Origin of the sequence: Flavobacterium stagni, assembly GCF_004122105.1 — a bacterium.
Taxonomy (GTDB): domain Bacteria; phylum Bacteroidota; class Bacteroidia; order Flavobacteriales; family Flavobacteriaceae; genus Flavobacterium; species Flavobacterium stagni.
In genome coordinates this window covers 99,707-118,345 of sequence record NZ_SBKN01000009.1, presented here as the reverse complement: position 1 = coordinate 118,345, position 18,639 = coordinate 99,707, and the positions used below count along the sequence as shown (strand labels likewise).

Sequence of the window (18,639 nt, the reverse complement as noted above, 5' to 3'; positions counted from 1 at the left end):
TCAAAAGAGAAGTAACGCAAACCGCTCGTCAACACTTGTGTGCTTACAACGTTGTTGCTCGCATCCAAACGTTGGACTTGGTAGCGGTAAACCGATACTAAAGCAACTGCCGAACTGGTAACTTGTGAGGTTGTATTTGAAATTTGAGTACCACAAGAAGCTACTGTACTTAATGGTGTTGGCGTGAACACGTAGAATGCTGGCGCATAGTTCGGTTGCCATACATTGTTGATAAGTACCGTTGTTTCAACTTTATACTTTGAACCATAGGCATAAATCGACAAATTCGATAAGAATAAGTTACGTAAGCCCATATCTACAATAACCGTAGCCGAAATCGGTGAATCATCGAGTGGATTTACACGAGTTACACGGAAACGGTAACCTTGTGCGTTAGCAACTAAACTTGTGAGAACGGTCGCACCTTGAGCGATGGTTGAATTAGGTACAGTGGGTGCAGGAACGGTGTAAATTGGTATACAACCTCCGGGTAAGCCAATGTTGTCGATGTTACCATTACAGTCGTTGTCTAAGCCGTCGTAACACACATCCACTGCTCCGGGGTTTACGTTTGCACGTGTATCATCGCAGTCGGTGTTATTCGTTACGTAGGCAAAAGGCATTGCACAGGCTTGTATACTTGAACTTGCATTACCAAATCCGTCATTATCTGCATCTGCATAATACGTTTGGAGCGGTAAAATGGTCAATACCAATTCTTCATTTACACAACCTACTTGATACGTATACGTTCCTGATGTAGTGTACGTTTGGCCATTGATTGACCAGGTATAACTATCACATGCAGTTACAGATATAGTATTCGATGAGCTAGGGGCAATCGTTAAATTCAAGGTAGCGGTATTACAGCCAACGGTATTGGTATAAACACCTGTTGAAGTATACGTTTCTCCATTTTCGGCCCATGTGTAACTATCACAAGCGGTAGTGGTAATACTACCATTTGTCGTACTTGGCGTTATCGTTAGGTTTAACGTTGCAATATTACAACCTGCAGTATGTGTATAAACACCCGAGGAAGTATACGTTTGTCCATTTGCAGGCCAAGTATAAGTATCACAGGTTGAAATTGTTTCCGATCCAACTGACGTGATTGGATTAACCAGAATAGATATTGTATTGGATTGAACTGGAATCCCTATGGTTGGAGACAAAATAACTGTTACTTCATCGCCATCATTCAAATTAGAAGTTATGAAAGTTGTGCCATTTTCCCCAATTTGATTAATCCCATTGACTTGCCATTGATAGGTTGGTGTAGTTCCTTCATTTAGAGATGTCGCTGTAAATGTAATGACTGTTCCCGCACAAATCGTACTTGTTGCTGTAGCAATCGAAACAGATGCAGGAGGAACTTGATTCACATTCATTATAATAGCATCGGAAATTGCAGGTGAATTTTGAATACAGAGTGATGCATTGGAAATCAACGTAACAGTAACACTATCGCCATCATTTAGAGTTGAAGTAATAAACGTATCATTGGTAGCACCTGCAATAGGATTCCCATTTATCGCCCATTGGTATAAGGGATTTGTTCCTCCATTGGTTGGGGTTGCAGAAAAAGTTACCGAAGTTCCCATTAAAATTGTATTTGTTAATGTTGAAATAGAAACAGCTACTGGGATTAACGGATTTACGGTTAATTGAGCGTCATAAGAGATTACCACGGGTCCACAATCACCCAAGACCTCTACCGAATAAGACGCAGCATCAGCATTTGATACCGATGGAATGGTATAAGTGTTGTTTATTGCTCCTGGAATAGAATTTCCATTCTTACGCCATTGGTACAAATAGCCTCCAAGAGAATTCGCAACTGTCACACTGAATGTCACGGGCTCACCGATACAGACAGTTTGAGAGACCGGATGCGTTACAATAGCAGTATTATTTTGAACTGTAATTAATGTAGAATTTGTACTCGTACAACTTCCTAAAGTACTTGTTGCGGTATAGGTTGTTGTTGCAGAAGGTTTTGCATACACGGTTGTAGTTGCAGTACCTGTATAAGCTGTTGTTGCAGCGGCGTTGATAAATAGTCCTGTTGTGGGAGACCATGTGATTGGACTATTTGTTTTTACCGTCAAATGAATATTTGGTCTAAATGTAGAAACGGTTGCTCCAGTTAAAGCAGTACACGTATTTGCTCCTGTACTAATCGCAGTTAAATTTGTAGCGAATCCAGTTACTCTAACTGTAGCAGAGCTGTTAACTGTACCTGTATGACAAACATTCACTAGAATATTAGATGTCCCATCCCAGTTAAATGGAGTAGCAAAATTATAGGAATTGATTCCCGTTGTAACCGTGAAATTTGTTCGCGTAGTAACTGCCGTATAGGTTGGTGTTAAATAATTTGAAGTTAGACTGGTTGCAGTTGTATTGGCTAAACTAATGGTATATGATGAAATTATTCCTGATCCAGCCGCTGTAACATTAAATCCTATAGAAGTAATTTCGGAAGCTGTAGTTATACCCGCTGCATTTAACTCTGCTTTAGTAATTAAATATTGATTCCTAGCATTATTGGTAGTTTGTCTATAAGGTGTAATTGACGTATTTACTCCAACACCTGCTCCAATTTGAACAGAAGATTGGGTAAAAGAAGATGCTGTCATAGGAACTATTCCATTTTGACAAATTGATGTGGAAGTAGTATTCAATGTTACGGAGGGTGGTAATGGATTAACAGTTACCACTACTTCTTGAGAAAAATATTTATTCCCTAGAACTCCCGTTACCGTATAGGTTGTCGTACTTGTAGGATTCGCGATAACCGAAGCTCCGGATGTCGCACTCAATCCCGTTGATGGAGACCAAGTATAGGTATAATTTGCAGTACTTGTCGCTACAAGGGAAGTAAAACTTCCTGAACATATAGAAGGGCTTGAAGGTGTAACCACTATTGGATCTGGAGTTTCTCGCAGTATTACATTATCTATAAATAAATTTTGTCCTGCTGAAGAGTGAAATTTAAATGCAATAAAAACTTGTTGTTGGTTACCAATAACTGACATTGACAATGTTTTTTTAATCCATTGTGCTGTCTCTGCAGCTAATGTGCTTTCATGTCTTCTTATAAAAGGACCAATATTTACCCAAGAACTTCCATCAAATGAATATTCAATTTGTACCCCTTCATTCAAAAAAGCTCCTGTACTGAAAGCAGCTGCATTTTGATTTCGCCAAAAAAATTCTAAATCAACGCTTGTAATTCCAATTGTTGAAAATGGCAAACTTATAAGTCGTTCTTCTCCACCGCTGACTTGATTAACGGCGTCATATTGAACAAAATGTGTCCCCTCTTGTGCTGTAGTAGTTGGTAATGCTGCATTTGCGAGATAAGAAATACGAGTAAATGGTTGTAAAACAGTTGCAGTACCTCCAATTGGAACAATAGCAGAACGCCAACAATTAGGAATACTTGTTTGATTGAATCCCTGAGTACTATTTAAATTTGAAGTAATACAATTGGTAAGAAACGACCCTCCATTTAAATAAGCACTTTCACAATAACCATTATTACTTTTTATGCGAACGTAATAAGCCGTATTTGGTAACAACCCATTTACTATATAATTTGTTGCAGTTCCTGCATTAAATGGTGACCCTAAAACTGGAGTTGTAAATGTGGCGTTAGTATAAATTTCTACAGAATAATTTACTGGATTTAAGGTACCCATACCTGTAGCTCCTATCCAAGCTATTCTTGCACCTTCATTGGTAATCATCGAAATAGTAGGACTTGTTGGAGGCAATGGACAAGTTAACAAAATCCCAGATAGCGGATTTATTGTATTATATTTTGCCCCACCGGTACATGAAACTGACAAATATGGAAAGATGGTATATTGATAACTAGTATTTGGTATCAAGCCTGTTTGACTAATTGTTGTAGAAGAACCTCTCTGAATTACAGTACCATTTCCTAATGAATTTCCAACTGTATAAATAGTTCCATCTACAGGAAATCCCGTTAATGCTCCTATGCTTCGAACAATAAGATAGCTAGTATTAGGTTCTGAAATACCAACAAAAGCCCCACTTACTGATGTTGTTGTTGAACCTGTAGCACTAAAATTGGTAGGTTGTGCGGGAATTCCACAAGGTGAAATTGCACTCGTAAAATTACCTGCGAAAGCTCCAATATCTGACGGTGTCAACCCACTTCTTGAATTTCCATCAAAATCATCTGTCACGGTTCCAATTACCACTCCAGAGGATTCAATCACTGTAGGAATAGAAGCATTGATATGGAAATCGGGGACTAAATTAGTTGCTCCGACAAATTGAGGATCGCCATTGACACCATTGGCTTCTTGATTTGTAGCGAGTTGCCAATCGAGCAATGAATTTAGATTTGTATTTAAAAAACCTACCGTTCCACCGTTTCCATTTACAAAATAACAATTATTATTAAATGTATAGGAAGCAGGAGGATTGGTAAATTGAACTGCAAAATGTTTTCCTGTTCCTGTCCCATTATTACGCGTATTGTAAAATATGTTATTTTGAGCAATTACATTATGAAAATTAGTAGTTGTTGACTGATAACATGCTGTATTTACAGAACCTGTAACTGCCTGACCCCCGATATAAATTGAGTTATGGTATAAATTTAAATTCCCACCATTTCCACGAATAGCAATAAAGTTATAATCATTATTTATAGAATTACCCGCTGAATCGATTCCAAGTCGGATCCAATTGTTTGAAATTGTATTTGTACTAGGTGTAGCTCCATTATCAATTCCAATTATTGTTGCATTAGTTAATAAAGGAGCATTTAAATTGTAAATTGAATTTTTAGATATAATTTGTGAAGAAGAGGTAATTCGATTGAAAATACCTTTGACTGCTTCAGCACTTATTCCTGTACTTTGATTCGTCAAATTATAAATTTGATTTTGAGCGATTGTGGTCGGCAAATTATCTCCTGAAAAATACATCCCAGTTAATGCCCCTAAGGATAATGATCCTCCCCCAAAACCAGTCAAATTTCGAATTATGTTGTTTGAATATTGCCCTTTCGCGTTGAAATTATATAAACCGTAGACAAAAGAGATTGGTAAATTCGATAAATTCTGAATAGAATGGGCAGTTGTTCCACCTAAAATATTGTTTGTAAATGTTATAGTATAGGTAGCACCCAAAGTTGAATACATTCCATATAATCCCATTTGAGCAGTTGATGCAGTAGAAGTATTAGAAATAGTGATCCCTCCTACTGAATTAGCATCAATTGTTAAGTTGGCTTGATTGTTAAAAATCCCAATAAAATCAGTTGCTGTTGCTCCATTGGAAGTTACCAGGGTAATATTATCATTTTCTACTAAACTTCCAATAGTGTTATTCAAAATAGTATAGCTCCCTGTATTTGATGAAATACCAATGAAAGGAGCTGAAGTAAAAGCTCCAGTACTACTTCCAGTTAGAGCTATATTTCTGATACTATTATTAGAGATAGTAGTAAAAATTGAAGTAGAGTGGTTAGACATACGAATTGGATAAAACTTTCCAGAATTACCCAAATTTAAAGTATAATTTCCTGTTCCAGCTCTATTAGAAAAACCAATTACATTACCAGTTATCAGAGCACCTTCATGTCGAGACGTTGTGGTACCTGAAATATTAATTGCAACTTGTGTATTGGCTATGTTTCTTGAAGTTGTTTGATAAAAATAATTATTAGAAATGACCCAACCGGTATTTCCACCTGAAATTACAACTCCTCCATGGAAATTAGTTGATGAAAAGTAATCAAATATTTCATTTTGTGAAATGGTATTACCACTATTGGCGGTTGCTGTGCCTCCATCAGAATAAATTGCATAACTCGGTAAGTTAGCTCCAGCAGGCCCGATTAAACATTTAGATATTGTGTTATTATCATTACCAGTACTACTTCCTGAACGAAAAATGATAGTTGCAGTTCCGAAATTTGTCCCAGATCCTAATACCGAACAATTCGTGATTAAATTATTAGATGCATCATTAACAAAATTTAATGTTGAAGTATTAAAATTAGTAGCAACAGTCAAATTTGAAATGACTAATGAGTTACCGTTGGAATTCAAACCGTCAATCGTTACATTATCCGCACCATTGAAAAGTAGTAAAGGGATACCAGCATTTGGTGATCCACTTATGGTTCGTGCGCCATTTGGTCGGATCGTTAAAGAGGTCCATAGTGTTGAATTATTTAATCCTGCAGTACCTGGTTCAGTAGCATTACCTGTTACCAAGACTGTTACTAAACCCGTATGGACAACTCCTCCATTTAAAACATCAAATAATCCTGAAGTTGGTGTGGTTAAGGTAGCATATCCTACAGAATTAGCTGAAGCACTTCCTGTAGTTGATGATACAATGTAGTTCCCTGTTGCTGGAGTCCAACTGTAATTACTGCCCCCGTTGTTATTTAAATTTAAAGTAGACATCAAATGTGCCGATTGACCATAGCTTGCAACATCAGCATTTATTTCTGTTATTGTTTTATTACTTGTATATGCATAAAAACTAACCGCAGCGGCTTGCCATGGAATTGTTGCTGTCCATGTTGTTCCCGAACCTGTGGCTTGAATTAAAGTAGATGACACATAAGCATTTGTTGAGTAACGAATGAAGATATTTTCAGCCGCATTTGGAATTCCAGAAGTTGTAATAGTGACCACTCTAGACCCATATGTTCCAGAAGTTTGGGCTACACCACTAATTAATACAGGATTATAATTTGTTTCTAATAATTGCATGAGGTTATCACTGGTTGCATTATTAGTTACATTGAATGTATAATAATTCCCATTGGTGATGGCAGGTAATTGACCATCAACACCGCCACTTGAACTATTATAACGGGCGCCATTTGCAAATCCTACAGGAATGAATGTGTTGGCTGACAACACATTGTTTGCGGTGTAAGGACGCCAGCAATTGGTGTAGTCAGGCGTAGCAGTTGTGCCTTGATGAAACGCCCATGTAGCGTTTCCAGAAGGCAAAGTTTGTTGCGATTGAAAACGAATTTGCTTGTGCGAACTTGTCAACGTATTTAACGTAAAGCGAGCATTCGAAGAAGCAGGTGTCGTAGCAGACAAACTTGTATACAATACCGTAGGTCGTTGTGCCAAAGCGAAAGTACTGAAAAAAATCAGTATCCACTGAATGTGAATGATACAACTAAGCTTTTGTTTTCTTTTTAGAGTGTGAAAGTTTGCTCTCATAAATTTTTGTTAGGGTTGAATAGTTATTTACTGCATTGAAAATGAGCAAAATAATTTTTCAAAATTAACAGTATTCATCGCACCCTTTTGATTCAACAAAACTTAAATTCCAAGAAATCGATGAAGTCACTTAAACACCGTTAAAAAGCAAATTAGCGAAACAAAAACCAATAAATATGACTTATGCAAATTCCTTTAAAGACTCATTTTTACTGACCAATTCCAAACTATCATTTCATTAGTAAGAAAATGATTATTTTTATGAATTTTAAATATTTGAAAATCAATACTTTATATCATTACATGAATTTTCTTTCTTTTTAAAGGAATCAATTAGCAACATGATTCACTTCAAAATTGAAATTTTAGGGGATAAAAGGTAAATTGTTTAATAAAGACTATTCGAAGCTTTTTTTATATTTTATTTTGAATGTGTCCGATTTCAAAAATTGGATTGAAATTTGAAAAAGTGGTTTTACTTTTTATAAAAAAGTCAAAATAATTATACATAAAAAGATAATAAAAAAAGGGAGCCCTTTCGAACTCCCTTTTTATCGTTTTAAAGATATTTTATCGTTTAATCACACGAAGTGTTTTGATATTTTCACCTTGTGTTAAGATTACATTATAAACACCTGCTGGGAAGTTAGCCCCTACTTCTGTGCTTTCTACTGAATCCGCAGCAACCGTTTTGGTTTCTACTAATTTACCTAACATATCATACACTTGGATGGTGTACTCTTCGTTACTCGCTGAATTCACTTTGAAATAGAGGTTCTCTGCAAATGGGTTCGGATAAACCGTCGCTTCGAAGCTAGTTGCTTCGGCTGCTTGTGTATCCTCGATGGTACGAGCTGCAGTTGGAGCAATAATCGTACATGTTTTTCCGAATGGACCAAAGTCAGGTTGACCCGGCATGCTCACTGCTACTTGAACGGAATACGTTTCTCCAGGAACTAAACCAGGGAAATCCGATAAGCGGAAGAAGTTGGCATTTCTATCTACACTGTAGTCATAGCCCTGATCAATATTATACAGACGATAACGGTATTGAACGGCATTACGAACTAAATTCGCATAAATAAATTCATTATTGTTCAACACTTGATAATCGTTACATTGTGTAGCACGAACTTCACTGGTTGGGTGTTTCGGTGCTTGAACAGTACATGCTGGACCGTAAGCCATGAATACACCGTCTAAGTTACGAATCGCACACGATACGCTGTAGTTGGCATCGTAACGGAAATCGGTTACTTGCTCGAATGAGAAGTAACGTAATCCACTTGTAATTACTTGTGTACTTACTACGTTGTTGCTCGCATCCAAACGTTGTACTTGGTAACGGTAAACCGATACTAAAGCAACTGCCGAACTGGCAACCTGAGTCGTTGTATTTGAGATTTGAGTTCCACAGGAAGCCACTGTACTTAACGGTGTTGGCGTGTATACGAAGAATGCCGGCGCATAGTTCGGTTGCCATACGTTATTGATACGAACCGTAGTTTCTACTTTAAACTTCGCACCATACGCATAGTTCGACAAGTTGGACAAGAACAAATTACGTAAGCCCATATCTACAGTTACAGGAGCTGACATTGGTGTATCATCTGCAGGATTCACACGGGTAACCACATAACGATATCCTTGACAGTTCGCCACTAAGCTCGTAATGATAGAAGCACCATAACTGATGGTTGAGTTAGGAACAGTAACTGCTGGAACCGTATAGATTGGCGTACAACCTCCTGGTAAACCAATGTTGTCGATGTTACCGTTACAGTCGTTGTCGATACCATCGTAACAAACATCAATTGCTCCAGGATTAATAGAAGCAACCGCATCGTTACAATCCGTATTAATCGTTGAACCGCCACAAGCCACTAAGGGTAAAGTACCATAACCGTCACCATCTGCATCAGTGTAACGCAATTGGTTATCATTACAATCTAAGCTGTTCAATACACCTCCGCAGTCTACAAATGTCATCGAACCAAATCCGTCACCATCCACATCGGCATAACGCAATTGGTTATCATTACAATCGGTGTTATTCAATACACCTCCACAAGCTACTAAGGTTGTTGACCCAAATCCATCACCATCCACATCGGCATAAAGCAATTGGTTATCGTTACAATCGGTGTTGTTCAATACACCGCCACAAGCTACTAAGGTTGTTGACCCAAATCCATCACCATCCACATCGGCATAACGCAATTGGTTATCATTACAGTCGGTATTATTCGCAACCCCACAAGCAGCAAGTGTAGTCGAACCAAATCCGTCGCCATCATTGTCCACATATTGCAATTGTGCATCGTTACAATCTAATGAATTGGTAACATATCCAACAGGTTGTGAACAAGCTACCTGACTTACAGCTGGATTTCCGAATCCGTCACTATCGGCATCTTGATAATAGGTAAAGCTCGGTTGAACCGTGAGCACTCCACTCGTATTGGATGTCCCATTCCACGTTCCACCACCACTGGCACTGTAGCCACCATAGAAAAACGCACAGCCATTGATACTGTATCGGAAGGCATAATAATAGGTCCCAGGAGCCAGAGCACTCCCAAATGTGGCCTTGTATTCGTCGTTATTATTTCCCGAACCTGCTTGACCGAAATAAGGTGCTGTAGTCCAATTGGTCCATGTATTTGGATTTGTATTGGTACTACTGTAGCCAATTTGTGCCACGATACCCGAACCTTGTCCGGCAGCCTCAGTTAAACCTGCCACATAAATTTGTCCATAGGCATCAAAATTTGAACCTTGACAAACGGTAGCCGAACCCGGAAATTGAGTATTTACAAAACCAGGATTGGGTGTAATGGAATACGAGTAATTCGATCCGCCATTATTTCCATAGCGCAAAGTAATCAAATCATGATCCGAAGAATTGGTGGCAGCCACTGTAGTGGTGTAGGCATAATAATAAATCGTTCCTGAAGTATTGTCACTACCCGGAATAATAGCAGTCGCCGTAGACCAGTTGGAACCTGTACCCGTTGCTTCGACAACTTTGGAACCTGAAAAATTTGCAGCACTACTGTAACGAATAAATACGCGCTCTTGTGCCGATTTTGCTCCTGCTAAACTCACTGTAATCGTTGCGGCAGTTCCCGAACAAACCGAACCCGGATTGCTTACAGCGGTAGCATCGTTGGCATGAAACGATTGCGGTGCTGCATCGGTTTCCATCACCACAGCTTGACGGCTTGCATACGCCAAACCACGAATCTGAATAGTATAGTATTTGTTTAACGAGGGAGCCACTGTAAAGGCGGCATTCGGTCCGTTAAATCCACCTCCGCCCCAAGTTAGCGTAAACTCTTGGTTGTACGGTGTAGCCGTGTTATACCATTTATCGGCATAACTGTTCCATTGAATTAAATAATAATTGTTAGTTGAAGTGGCCTGGGTCGTATTGGACAAAATTCCGCTCGTTGGCGTATTATTCGACAATACCACATTACCCAACCCAAATCGGTCCCAAGCATACCCGCCCGGTTGTGCAAATGCCGATTGAAAACCGGTAATCACGAAGACCAACAAAAGCCATAATTGAAGTAAATTTTTTTTCATAGTCGTTTTGATTTCATGTTAGGGAAAAACTATTTCTAACTTCTAAATTACTGGAAACACTTTTGCCAACCAAAAATGTCATTTTCGAAAACGATTTCGTGTTGATAAATTCATTTTTTGGGGCGCTTTTTTTTAGAATAATAAAAAAATTAAACGCATTCTCTGTATCGTTCATTTCTTTTTTTAATCCATAAAATTACCTTTCAAAAGTTATCCTTCATCATCCATTTAATTCTTTGACTTGTAATGACGGCTATTGACGGGTTTTGACGTCTCTTGACCGATTCTGACGGGTGGGTTCCGAATTCGTTGCTCCTTTGTTCGGGTTTTGTTCGGAAGCGCTTCGGACCCACCCACGGAAATACTGGGTTGATCGCACTATTTACCGAACAAATCTCGAACAAAACCAAAACAAAACCCCTAGAAAGAAGTTTGCGTTGAAATCATCACTCAAATACAATCAATAGCCCTAAAAAATTGTACCTTCGAACAGAAGAATATTTTGAATTTTCAATGAATAAGCAACTAGAAACATCACGATTACTATTGGAAAGTGTTACGGCTGAGGAATACCAACAGCAGTTTATTCACGACTCTGAAGAAGTAATACAATCCCGATGGAATTTGTCTCTAGACCGAATTCAGAAAGAGAAAGTACGGGCGCAAAAAGGCTATGAAACGGCCAATAAATCGTTACTCCTTTTTCTAATACGTTCAAAAACTAGTTCGAATTATATCGGATGGTGTGGCTTTCATACCTGGTATTTGGACCATCAACGAGCAGAGATCGGCTATGGATTATATGACGATGCCTACAAACAACAAGGAATCATGACAGAAGCCTTGGCCGCAGTGTTGCACTTTGGGTTCACTAGCTTACAATTGCAACGGGTTGAAGCCTTTATAGGTCGGGACAATATCGCCTCGCAACGGTTGGTTCAAAAAATGGGATTCCGGGAAGAAGGCTGTTTGCGGGCCCATTATTTTACCCAAAACCAATACGAAGATTCGTTGGTATTTGGACTTTTAGCCTCAGAATTTATGGAAAATAAATAAATTTACAACCGATTTTTTTTTCTGAAATGGAATACAACTTATTTTCTTCAGCTTCAATTCCGCGTCGTTTTGTAGCCTATATTCTTGATGTAGTACCCCTACTCCTGATCGTTGTCTTATTTTCAAAAAAAATACTGCATATTTCGGTTTTAGATCCTTCGCTAATGAAAACGAATCCCGAACAGTATTATGCCATCCAACAAACCGTGCGGTTTACCGTATTTGGAGGATGGATTTTAGTCTCTTTTCTTTTGGAATGTTCGACTTGGCAAGGCACGTGGGGAAAAAAAATCATGGGGATTAAAGTTGTTGATGGGTATGGCGAACACATTACTATGGTGCAAAGTCTCCAACGGAACGGGATAAAAATTGTTTCTATGCTCCTATTTGGAATTGGTTTTTTCTGGATTGTTTTTAATCGGAACCGATCGGGATGGTATGACATTGTAGCGAAAACAAAAGTAGTTCGCGAAGAAAACCGCTAATATTTCATCCTTTTTTGTACTTTCACCTTGCTAACCAATACAAACAAACTATGAAATCCATTATTTACAAGTATAGCGCAATAGCGGCTGTAATTATCGTTCTTTTTATGATTGCCTCCACGGTATTGTTTATAAAAATGGACAACGAACCTCTTTCCCTAACCCTTGGTTTTGCGGGTATGCTGGTCGGATTTGCCACCATTTTCCTAGCATTAGAAAAATATAAAAAAGCCAATGGCGGCGTGCTTACTTTCGTGGACGGACTGAAAATCGGGGCGATTATTGCCTTGATTGGCTCCTTGAGTTACACTGTCGTTTGGATGATCGAATTTCAATTCGTATTCCCTGATTTTATGGAGAAGTTTGCGGCCAAACAAATCGAGCAGTTGAACGCATCCAATCTAGATCCTGCCGTATTAGCGGAACAGATTAAAAAGATGCAGGAAATGGCCGAAAATTATAAAAATCCGTTTTATCGCTTTGGCATGACCTTGATGGAGATTCTGCCCATTGGAATTATCATCACCCTTTTGGCTGCCATTATTCTTCGAAAAAAAGCCAACTAATTTACCCATAAAAAAAGCCCTCAATTACTGAGGGCTTTCTTTTTTTATTTGTCTTTGGTATAGCCAAAACTTTGCTTGCCTACCGTTAACACAAAACCTTGCTTGTCTTCTGTAAATTGAATTGACAATTCCGCTTGATCAAAGGTAAACAACCCGTTATCTTTATCCACTAACGGGATTGTAGGTTGCCCCTGTGCACTCAATGTCAAACTGCCATCTTCATCACCTAAAACGATTTTCAACGGAATCAATTCACTGGAATAATTCCCCGTTAAAGCGCTGTAATCCTTAGTTTTCGTTATGCCATCCTTTTTCAACGACCAAACATTATTTTCTCCATTAATATCAGGGAAAATATGTTCGGGATCCAAAGTTATAGTCGCTAATTCCTCAGTGGATGGCAATTTAAAGGTCCAATTCGTATTGCGTTTCCAAATCTCAACCGGCAAGTTCATACGTCCTTTTTTCCCTGAAACCGTGGTATACTCAACAATTACAGGCATTGGAAGTTTTTCTAAAGTGGCTATAGAAACAATGGCTCCATTGGCAGGATTATTTTTTTCATAGCGTACTTTTTTAATCGCTTGATCGGCCATCCAATTGTTGTAGAACCAACCGCGCCATAACCAACCTAAATCTTCACCACTCACATTTTCCATGGTACGGAAGAAATCATCGGGTTGGGGATGTTTGAAAGCCCAGCGTTCAATATAAGTTCGGAAAGCAAAATCAAAGCGCTCCTCGCCTAAAATATGACGCAACATCGTAAGTCCGGAACCAGGTTTATAGTATGCCAAAATACCTAAATTGTCTTCGGCTAAATTATCTGGAGCCGCCATTACCGGTTCCATATCCGGATTCATCAACATCGAAGCCGCTGCCTGCATATCGTCATTCGGTTGGCGGTATTCCCCTTTATTAAAATCTTGCGAACTCAAGGTATTGATAAACGTATTGAACCCTTCATCCATCCAAGCGAAAAGACGCTCATTCGAACCCACAATCATCGGGAACCAAATGTGTCCAAATTCGTGATCGGTCACACCCCATAGATCGGCACCTTTGGACTCCCAACCACAGAACACAATTCCGGGATATTCCATTCCGCCTTCGTTACCCGCTACATTGGTAGCCGCTGGATAGGGATATTCATACCAACGTTTGGAGTAATTTTCAATGGAAGCTTTGGTATATTCAGTAGAACGGCCCCAAGCATCTTGCCCCGAACTTTCCACTGGATATGCCGATATAGCCAAGGATTTTTTACCGCTCGGTAAATTGATACGCGCGGCATCAATGATGAAGGCTGGCGAAGAAGCCCATGAGAAATCACGGGAATTTTTAATTTTAAATTTCCAAGTTAACGTGGATTTACCTGCGGGTCGAGAAGACGCACTTGTGATCTCATCGGCGGTGCGAATCATCACGGTAGACTCACTATTTTTCGCAGTATTCCAACGTTTCATCTGCTCTGTGGTATACACCTCAGCCGGGTTTTGCAACTCGCCCGAACCTACTACTATATGGTTAGCGGGTGTGGTAATTGTCACATCAAAATCGCCATACTCTAGGTAAAACTCACCGGCACCTTGGTACGGTAAGGTATTCCATCCGCGTACATCATCATACACACACATACGGGGATACCATTGGGCCATAGTGAAAATGCGGCCGTTTTTGGTTTCCAAAACCCCCATACGGTCAGAACCATAATCGGGAGAAACAAACGAGAAATCAATTTTTAATTTAACCACCGCTCCTGCCGCAGCCATCGCTTGTGGCAATTGTACTTGCATGCGAGTGTCCGTAATGGTGAATTTCGCTTCTTTTTCAGAAGATTTCCCACCAGCTGTGGTCACCACTTTAACCGACTTGATGGTAAAACCACCGTCAAAGTCTTGTCCTTTAGCACCGTTCCGACTTCCTTTCAAGGGAATTACAGCATTCCCACGGGAATCTTTTTTGAATAAATTCTGATCCAAATTCAACCAAAGAAATCCCAGTTTATCCGGACTGTTGTTGGTATAGGTAACCACTTCAGAGCCGGAAATTTCTTTTTTATCAGCATTTAAAGATGCTGTAATGACATAATCGGCACGGTTTTGCCAATACTTCGGCCCCGGTTGACCACTCGCCGAACGGGTATCAGTTCCATTTTTGGTATAAAAATTGTTACCAAAGGCCTCGTTGTAATCGTACACCGATTCTGGGCGTTGTTGTTGAGCCGACATAGTTGCCGTAACCCACAATAAACCCACCATTAAAGGAGTTTTAAAATTTAGCTTCATGCTTATACAAATTAGAAAAAACAAATAAATAAAAAAATACGGCAAATTCAACCCTATTTAACTAAATTCACCTCATCCAATTTATATGTTATGTCCTATTCTTTCACTCCTTTTCCTGTTTTAACCACCTCCCGACTTATTCTGCGTCGTGTTCGGGAGTCCGATTGGCCAGAATTACTCGCCTTGCGCGGGGATAAAAACGTGATGCACTATATTCCGAGACCTTTGGTGACTACAAAAGAAGAAGCTATCGAACATTTTAACATGATTGACTCTAAAATTGAAGAAAACTTGGGAATTAATTGGGCCATTACAAGAAAAGGAGAAGACAAATTACTCGGTGTTTTGGGGCATTACCGCCTCCAACCCGAGAATTTTAGAAGTGAAATTGGCTATATGCTTTTGCCCGAAGCCCATGGCCAAGGTATTGTTCCCGAAGCCGTTACTGCCATTTTAAAATACGGTTTTGAGCACATGCAGTTGCATTCTGTGGAAGCGGTTATTGACCCGGAAAATGCGGCATCAGAAAAAGTACTGCAAAAACTTGGTTTTATTAAAGAAGCCCATATCCTTGAAAATGAATATTTTGACGGTCGTTTTTGGGATACCGTAATTTACTCAATGTTACAACGAAATTTTAAGCCACTATATGAATGAATTTGAAAAACAATTTCAGGAAATCGAAGATTACTTGAAGTTTGAAGACTATACGTTGTTGACCAAACGTATTGTTGATTTGACATTAGACACTGAAAATCTTTCATTTTATCAAAAAACCAATGCGTTTTTAGATTGGTTGGATTACAATGAAAATGCGATCGAGGAAAAGACAGCACGGTATCGCGAACTTCTCGCTGAATTGCATGCCTTTTTAAAAGATAAACCGACAGCTCCCCGAGATGTATTGGTGAGTACAAGCGATTTGGTAAAAAATTATGGTTATGGCGCCTTCGGATTGGGTCCGATACAACTCAAGCTACATGCAGGTGAAATCTTAGGACTCGTCGGTGAAAACGGTAATGGAAAAACGACTTTATTGCGAAGTCTATGTGGCGAATTGCATCCCAGCAGCGGGAGCATTACCTATCACTTCCCGTATACTGATTTATATGCACTACGCACTCAATTGGTGTACATCCCACAGCGAACGGACACTTGGTACGGATCGATGTTTGAAAATCTACAATTCACTGCTACCTTGTACGGTTATGCCCCAGAGGAAAACGAGCATTTGGTCAACTTAATCATCACCCGATTGGGCTTGCGTAAATTCAAACACCATGCTTGGAAAAGTTTGTCTTCAGGGTATAAAATGCGGTTCGAATTAGCGCGCATGCTTTTGCGAAAACCCAAATTGTTGTTGATTGACGAACCTTTAGCCAACTTGGATATTTTGGCCCAGCAAACGGTGCTGGAAGACTTTAAATCCATTGCCAAATCGCCGTTTCGCCCGATTGGGATTGTGTTGAGTTCGCAGCAATTGTACGAAGTTGAAAAAACCTCCGATCAAGTGATTTTCTTGAAACACGGCAAGCAGAAAAACTTACACGAATCAAAAGAGGATACTTCTGTTGTTAATTCGAACGAACTGATTATAGAGTTTGAGTCGTCGTTATCCCAACGGGAATTGGGCGAATTATTTCAACCGCTTGAGTTGGTTGCCTTGCAATTCAACGGCGGTACGTTCATTGCAACGTTCCCAGAAAACATTACGGTGTATGCCTTTTTACAACATAGTATTGACCGGCAAATTCCGCTGACATATTTCCGTAATATTTCCAATTCAACGCGTCGTTTCTTCGTTTCTTAAATTTGATCATTATGTTTCAATCGATACAAAAAAATATGTTATTAAAACACCCTGTACTATGGAATTTACGGGTGATTCCTGCGGTTATTATTCTTGTTATCTTGAATATTTTGTCCTTTGGATTTGGTTTTATCACCGAATTTATTGATTTTAAAGAATATGAAAATAACTACCATTACGAAAACAATATTTCGTTCATCTTTTTAGCTATTGCCATCAGTTTATTGCTGTTAATTCTATGGTTGGTGAACTATTTCAAAAATAATGCGTTCAAAGCCTTTTACCCTGTTAAACCGGGGCAGCTTTACAAAGAATGGCTATTGCTTTTTGGAATGTTGTTTGGAATGAGCTTATTTATTCCAGCATTCTTTTATGGAAAAGAAGTCAAAATCCGCAGCTACTATTCCGAAGCCGAATTACGCAAACGAGCGGCGATATTGAGTGAAGCTTCCTTTTTCATTGAAGGTTCCTATAGTTTTCACAATACAATAGAAACTTACGAAGGGGATGTTGTCACCGAAACTGCTGTAGCTGTGGATTCTGCAGCTGTCGTTGAAACTACTGATTCTGTAAAGGATTGTCATTGTTTTTATCTCCGTGGCAAAAAGTATAGCACGGGTTCGCTACTCAATAAAAACATCGATAGTTACTCTTTTTTTGACCAACCTACCGATTCCTTGCGCCGTTTAAAGATTCAAAATTGGCTCATTGATCAAAAGAAAGATTCGGTTATAAATGTTATGAAAGCCTATTTAGCGATTGCTAATGAGCACAATCTTAAAGGCAATGTGACACCCGAAGAATGGTATGCCTTATTGGTAGAAAATCCCGAATTTGAGACCTTAAACTCTATTGGGCCTAAACAAGATGATGGTGTCTATATTCAAAATGAATACAATTTTAATAACCGTTTTGATTCCATCAACAAGTACATAGTCAATGTCGACAATGAAGCGCGAGAGTATTATAGACATTATGTCCCGCATGATTATTTGGATTACAACTACAACCGCATGGTTAACGCTTATGTGAGTCCGGACATGAACCTTACTTCACTTTTAATTCCACTCTACATTGCTTTGGGCTTGTCGTTGTTAATCTTCAGTTTCCGTGTTACCTCAGGCAAACAATGGTTGATTGCGCTGGTTGTTGTGATTATCTTCAACATCTTATCCGGAATTATTACCGCCTTGATTAATAGTGATTACAGTTACCCCATAGCAATACTGTTCCTGTTGTTTTCCGCGTATTTCTATTTTATCCGAACTACAATCAAAAAAGAAAGCAAGAAAATCTCGGGTATAATGATCAATATTCTGCTTTGGGTCACCCCTTCGTTTTGGATGTTTGTCTATTATCTCGTTTTAGAGATCCTAAAAGATTTGAGCTATAATTATCATTCTACATACGTAAACACACCGTATTACCCCACGATTCAATTTTTAAAAGATTACCTGGTGCCCATCAATTATTTCAACATTCTGTTTGTAATTGTAATAATGGCTTATTTTACGCGAGTCATCCGCAAATGGCGCGGTATTGCTGAAGAATAATAAAAAACCCCATCGAAATGATGGGGTTTCTTTTTTTTGAAAATAG

9 protein-coding genes are annotated in these 18,639 nt (G+C 39.0%); 6 read left to right on the top strand and 3 right to left on the bottom strand.

What is annotated here, in order from left to right:
* Both EQG61_RS13095 and EQG61_RS13090 read right to left on the bottom strand, forming a co-directional pair.
* On the bottom strand, positions 1 to 7,244 hold a 7,244-nt coding region (locus tag EQG61_RS13095; RefSeq protein WP_164974940.1), incomplete at its 3' end, for a MopE-related protein.
* A 570-nt stretch (positions 7,245 to 7,814) separates the two neighbouring features.
* Positions 7,815 to 10,835, bottom strand: coding sequence for a T9SS type A sorting domain-containing protein (locus EQG61_RS13090; RefSeq protein ID WP_129462399.1), 3,021 nt, complete (start codon positions 10,833 to 10,835; stop codon positions 7,815 to 7,817).
* A 513-nt stretch (positions 10,836 to 11,348) separates the two neighbouring features.
* On the opposite strand from EQG61_RS13090, the gene EQG61_RS13085 reads away from it, so the two are divergent.
* The 3 genes from EQG61_RS13085 to EQG61_RS13075 are packed head-to-tail and all read left to right on the top strand — an operon-like array spanning position 11,349 to position 12,942.
* Positions 11,349 to 11,891: a GNAT family N-acetyltransferase gene (locus tag EQG61_RS13085; protein WP_129462398.1), complete on the top strand. Its 543-nt coding sequence runs from the start codon at positions 11,349 to 11,351 to the stop codon at positions 11,889 to 11,891.
* A 26-nt stretch (positions 11,892 to 11,917) separates the two neighbouring features.
* A complete protein-coding gene (locus EQG61_RS13080) occupies positions 11,918 to 12,376 on the top strand; it encodes an RDD family protein (RefSeq protein WP_129462397.1) in 459 nt (152 codons plus the stop codon).
* 50 nt (positions 12,377 to 12,426) lie between these two features.
* Complete coding sequence (locus tag EQG61_RS13075; protein ID WP_129462396.1) at positions 12,427 to 12,942, top strand: DUF4199 domain-containing protein; 516 nt, start codon at positions 12,427 to 12,429, stop codon at positions 12,940 to 12,942.
* A 44-nt stretch (positions 12,943 to 12,986) separates the two neighbouring features.
* Here EQG61_RS13075 and EQG61_RS13070 read toward each other — a convergent pair whose 3' ends face one another.
* Entirely contained in the window at positions 12,987 to 15,230 is a 2,244-nt protein-coding gene (locus EQG61_RS13070) for a M1 family metallopeptidase (RefSeq protein WP_129462395.1), read from the bottom strand.
* A gap of 90 nt (positions 15,231 to 15,320) precedes the next feature.
* On the opposite strand from EQG61_RS13070, the gene EQG61_RS13065 reads away from it, so the two are divergent.
* Genes EQG61_RS13065 through EQG61_RS13055 form a run of 3 tightly spaced genes read left to right on the top strand, consistent with a single transcriptional unit; the run spans position 15,321 to position 18,593 of the window.
* On the top strand, positions 15,321 to 15,887 hold the full coding sequence (locus EQG61_RS13065) for a GNAT family N-acetyltransferase (protein WP_129462394.1): 567 nt from the start codon (positions 15,321 to 15,323) through the stop codon (positions 15,885 to 15,887).
* On the top strand, positions 15,880 to 17,040 hold the full coding sequence (locus tag EQG61_RS13060; RefSeq protein ID WP_129462393.1) for an ABC transporter ATP-binding protein: 1,161 nt from the start codon (positions 15,880 to 15,882) through the stop codon (positions 17,038 to 17,040). Before EQG61_RS13065 ends, EQG61_RS13060 begins: the two co-directional genes overlap by 8 nt.
* A 35-nt stretch (positions 17,041 to 17,075) precedes the next feature.
* Entirely contained in the window at positions 17,076 to 18,593 is a 1,518-nt protein-coding gene (locus tag EQG61_RS13055; RefSeq protein WP_129462392.1) for a hypothetical protein, read from the top strand.
* Positions 18,594 to 18,639: the final 46 nt, after the last annotated feature.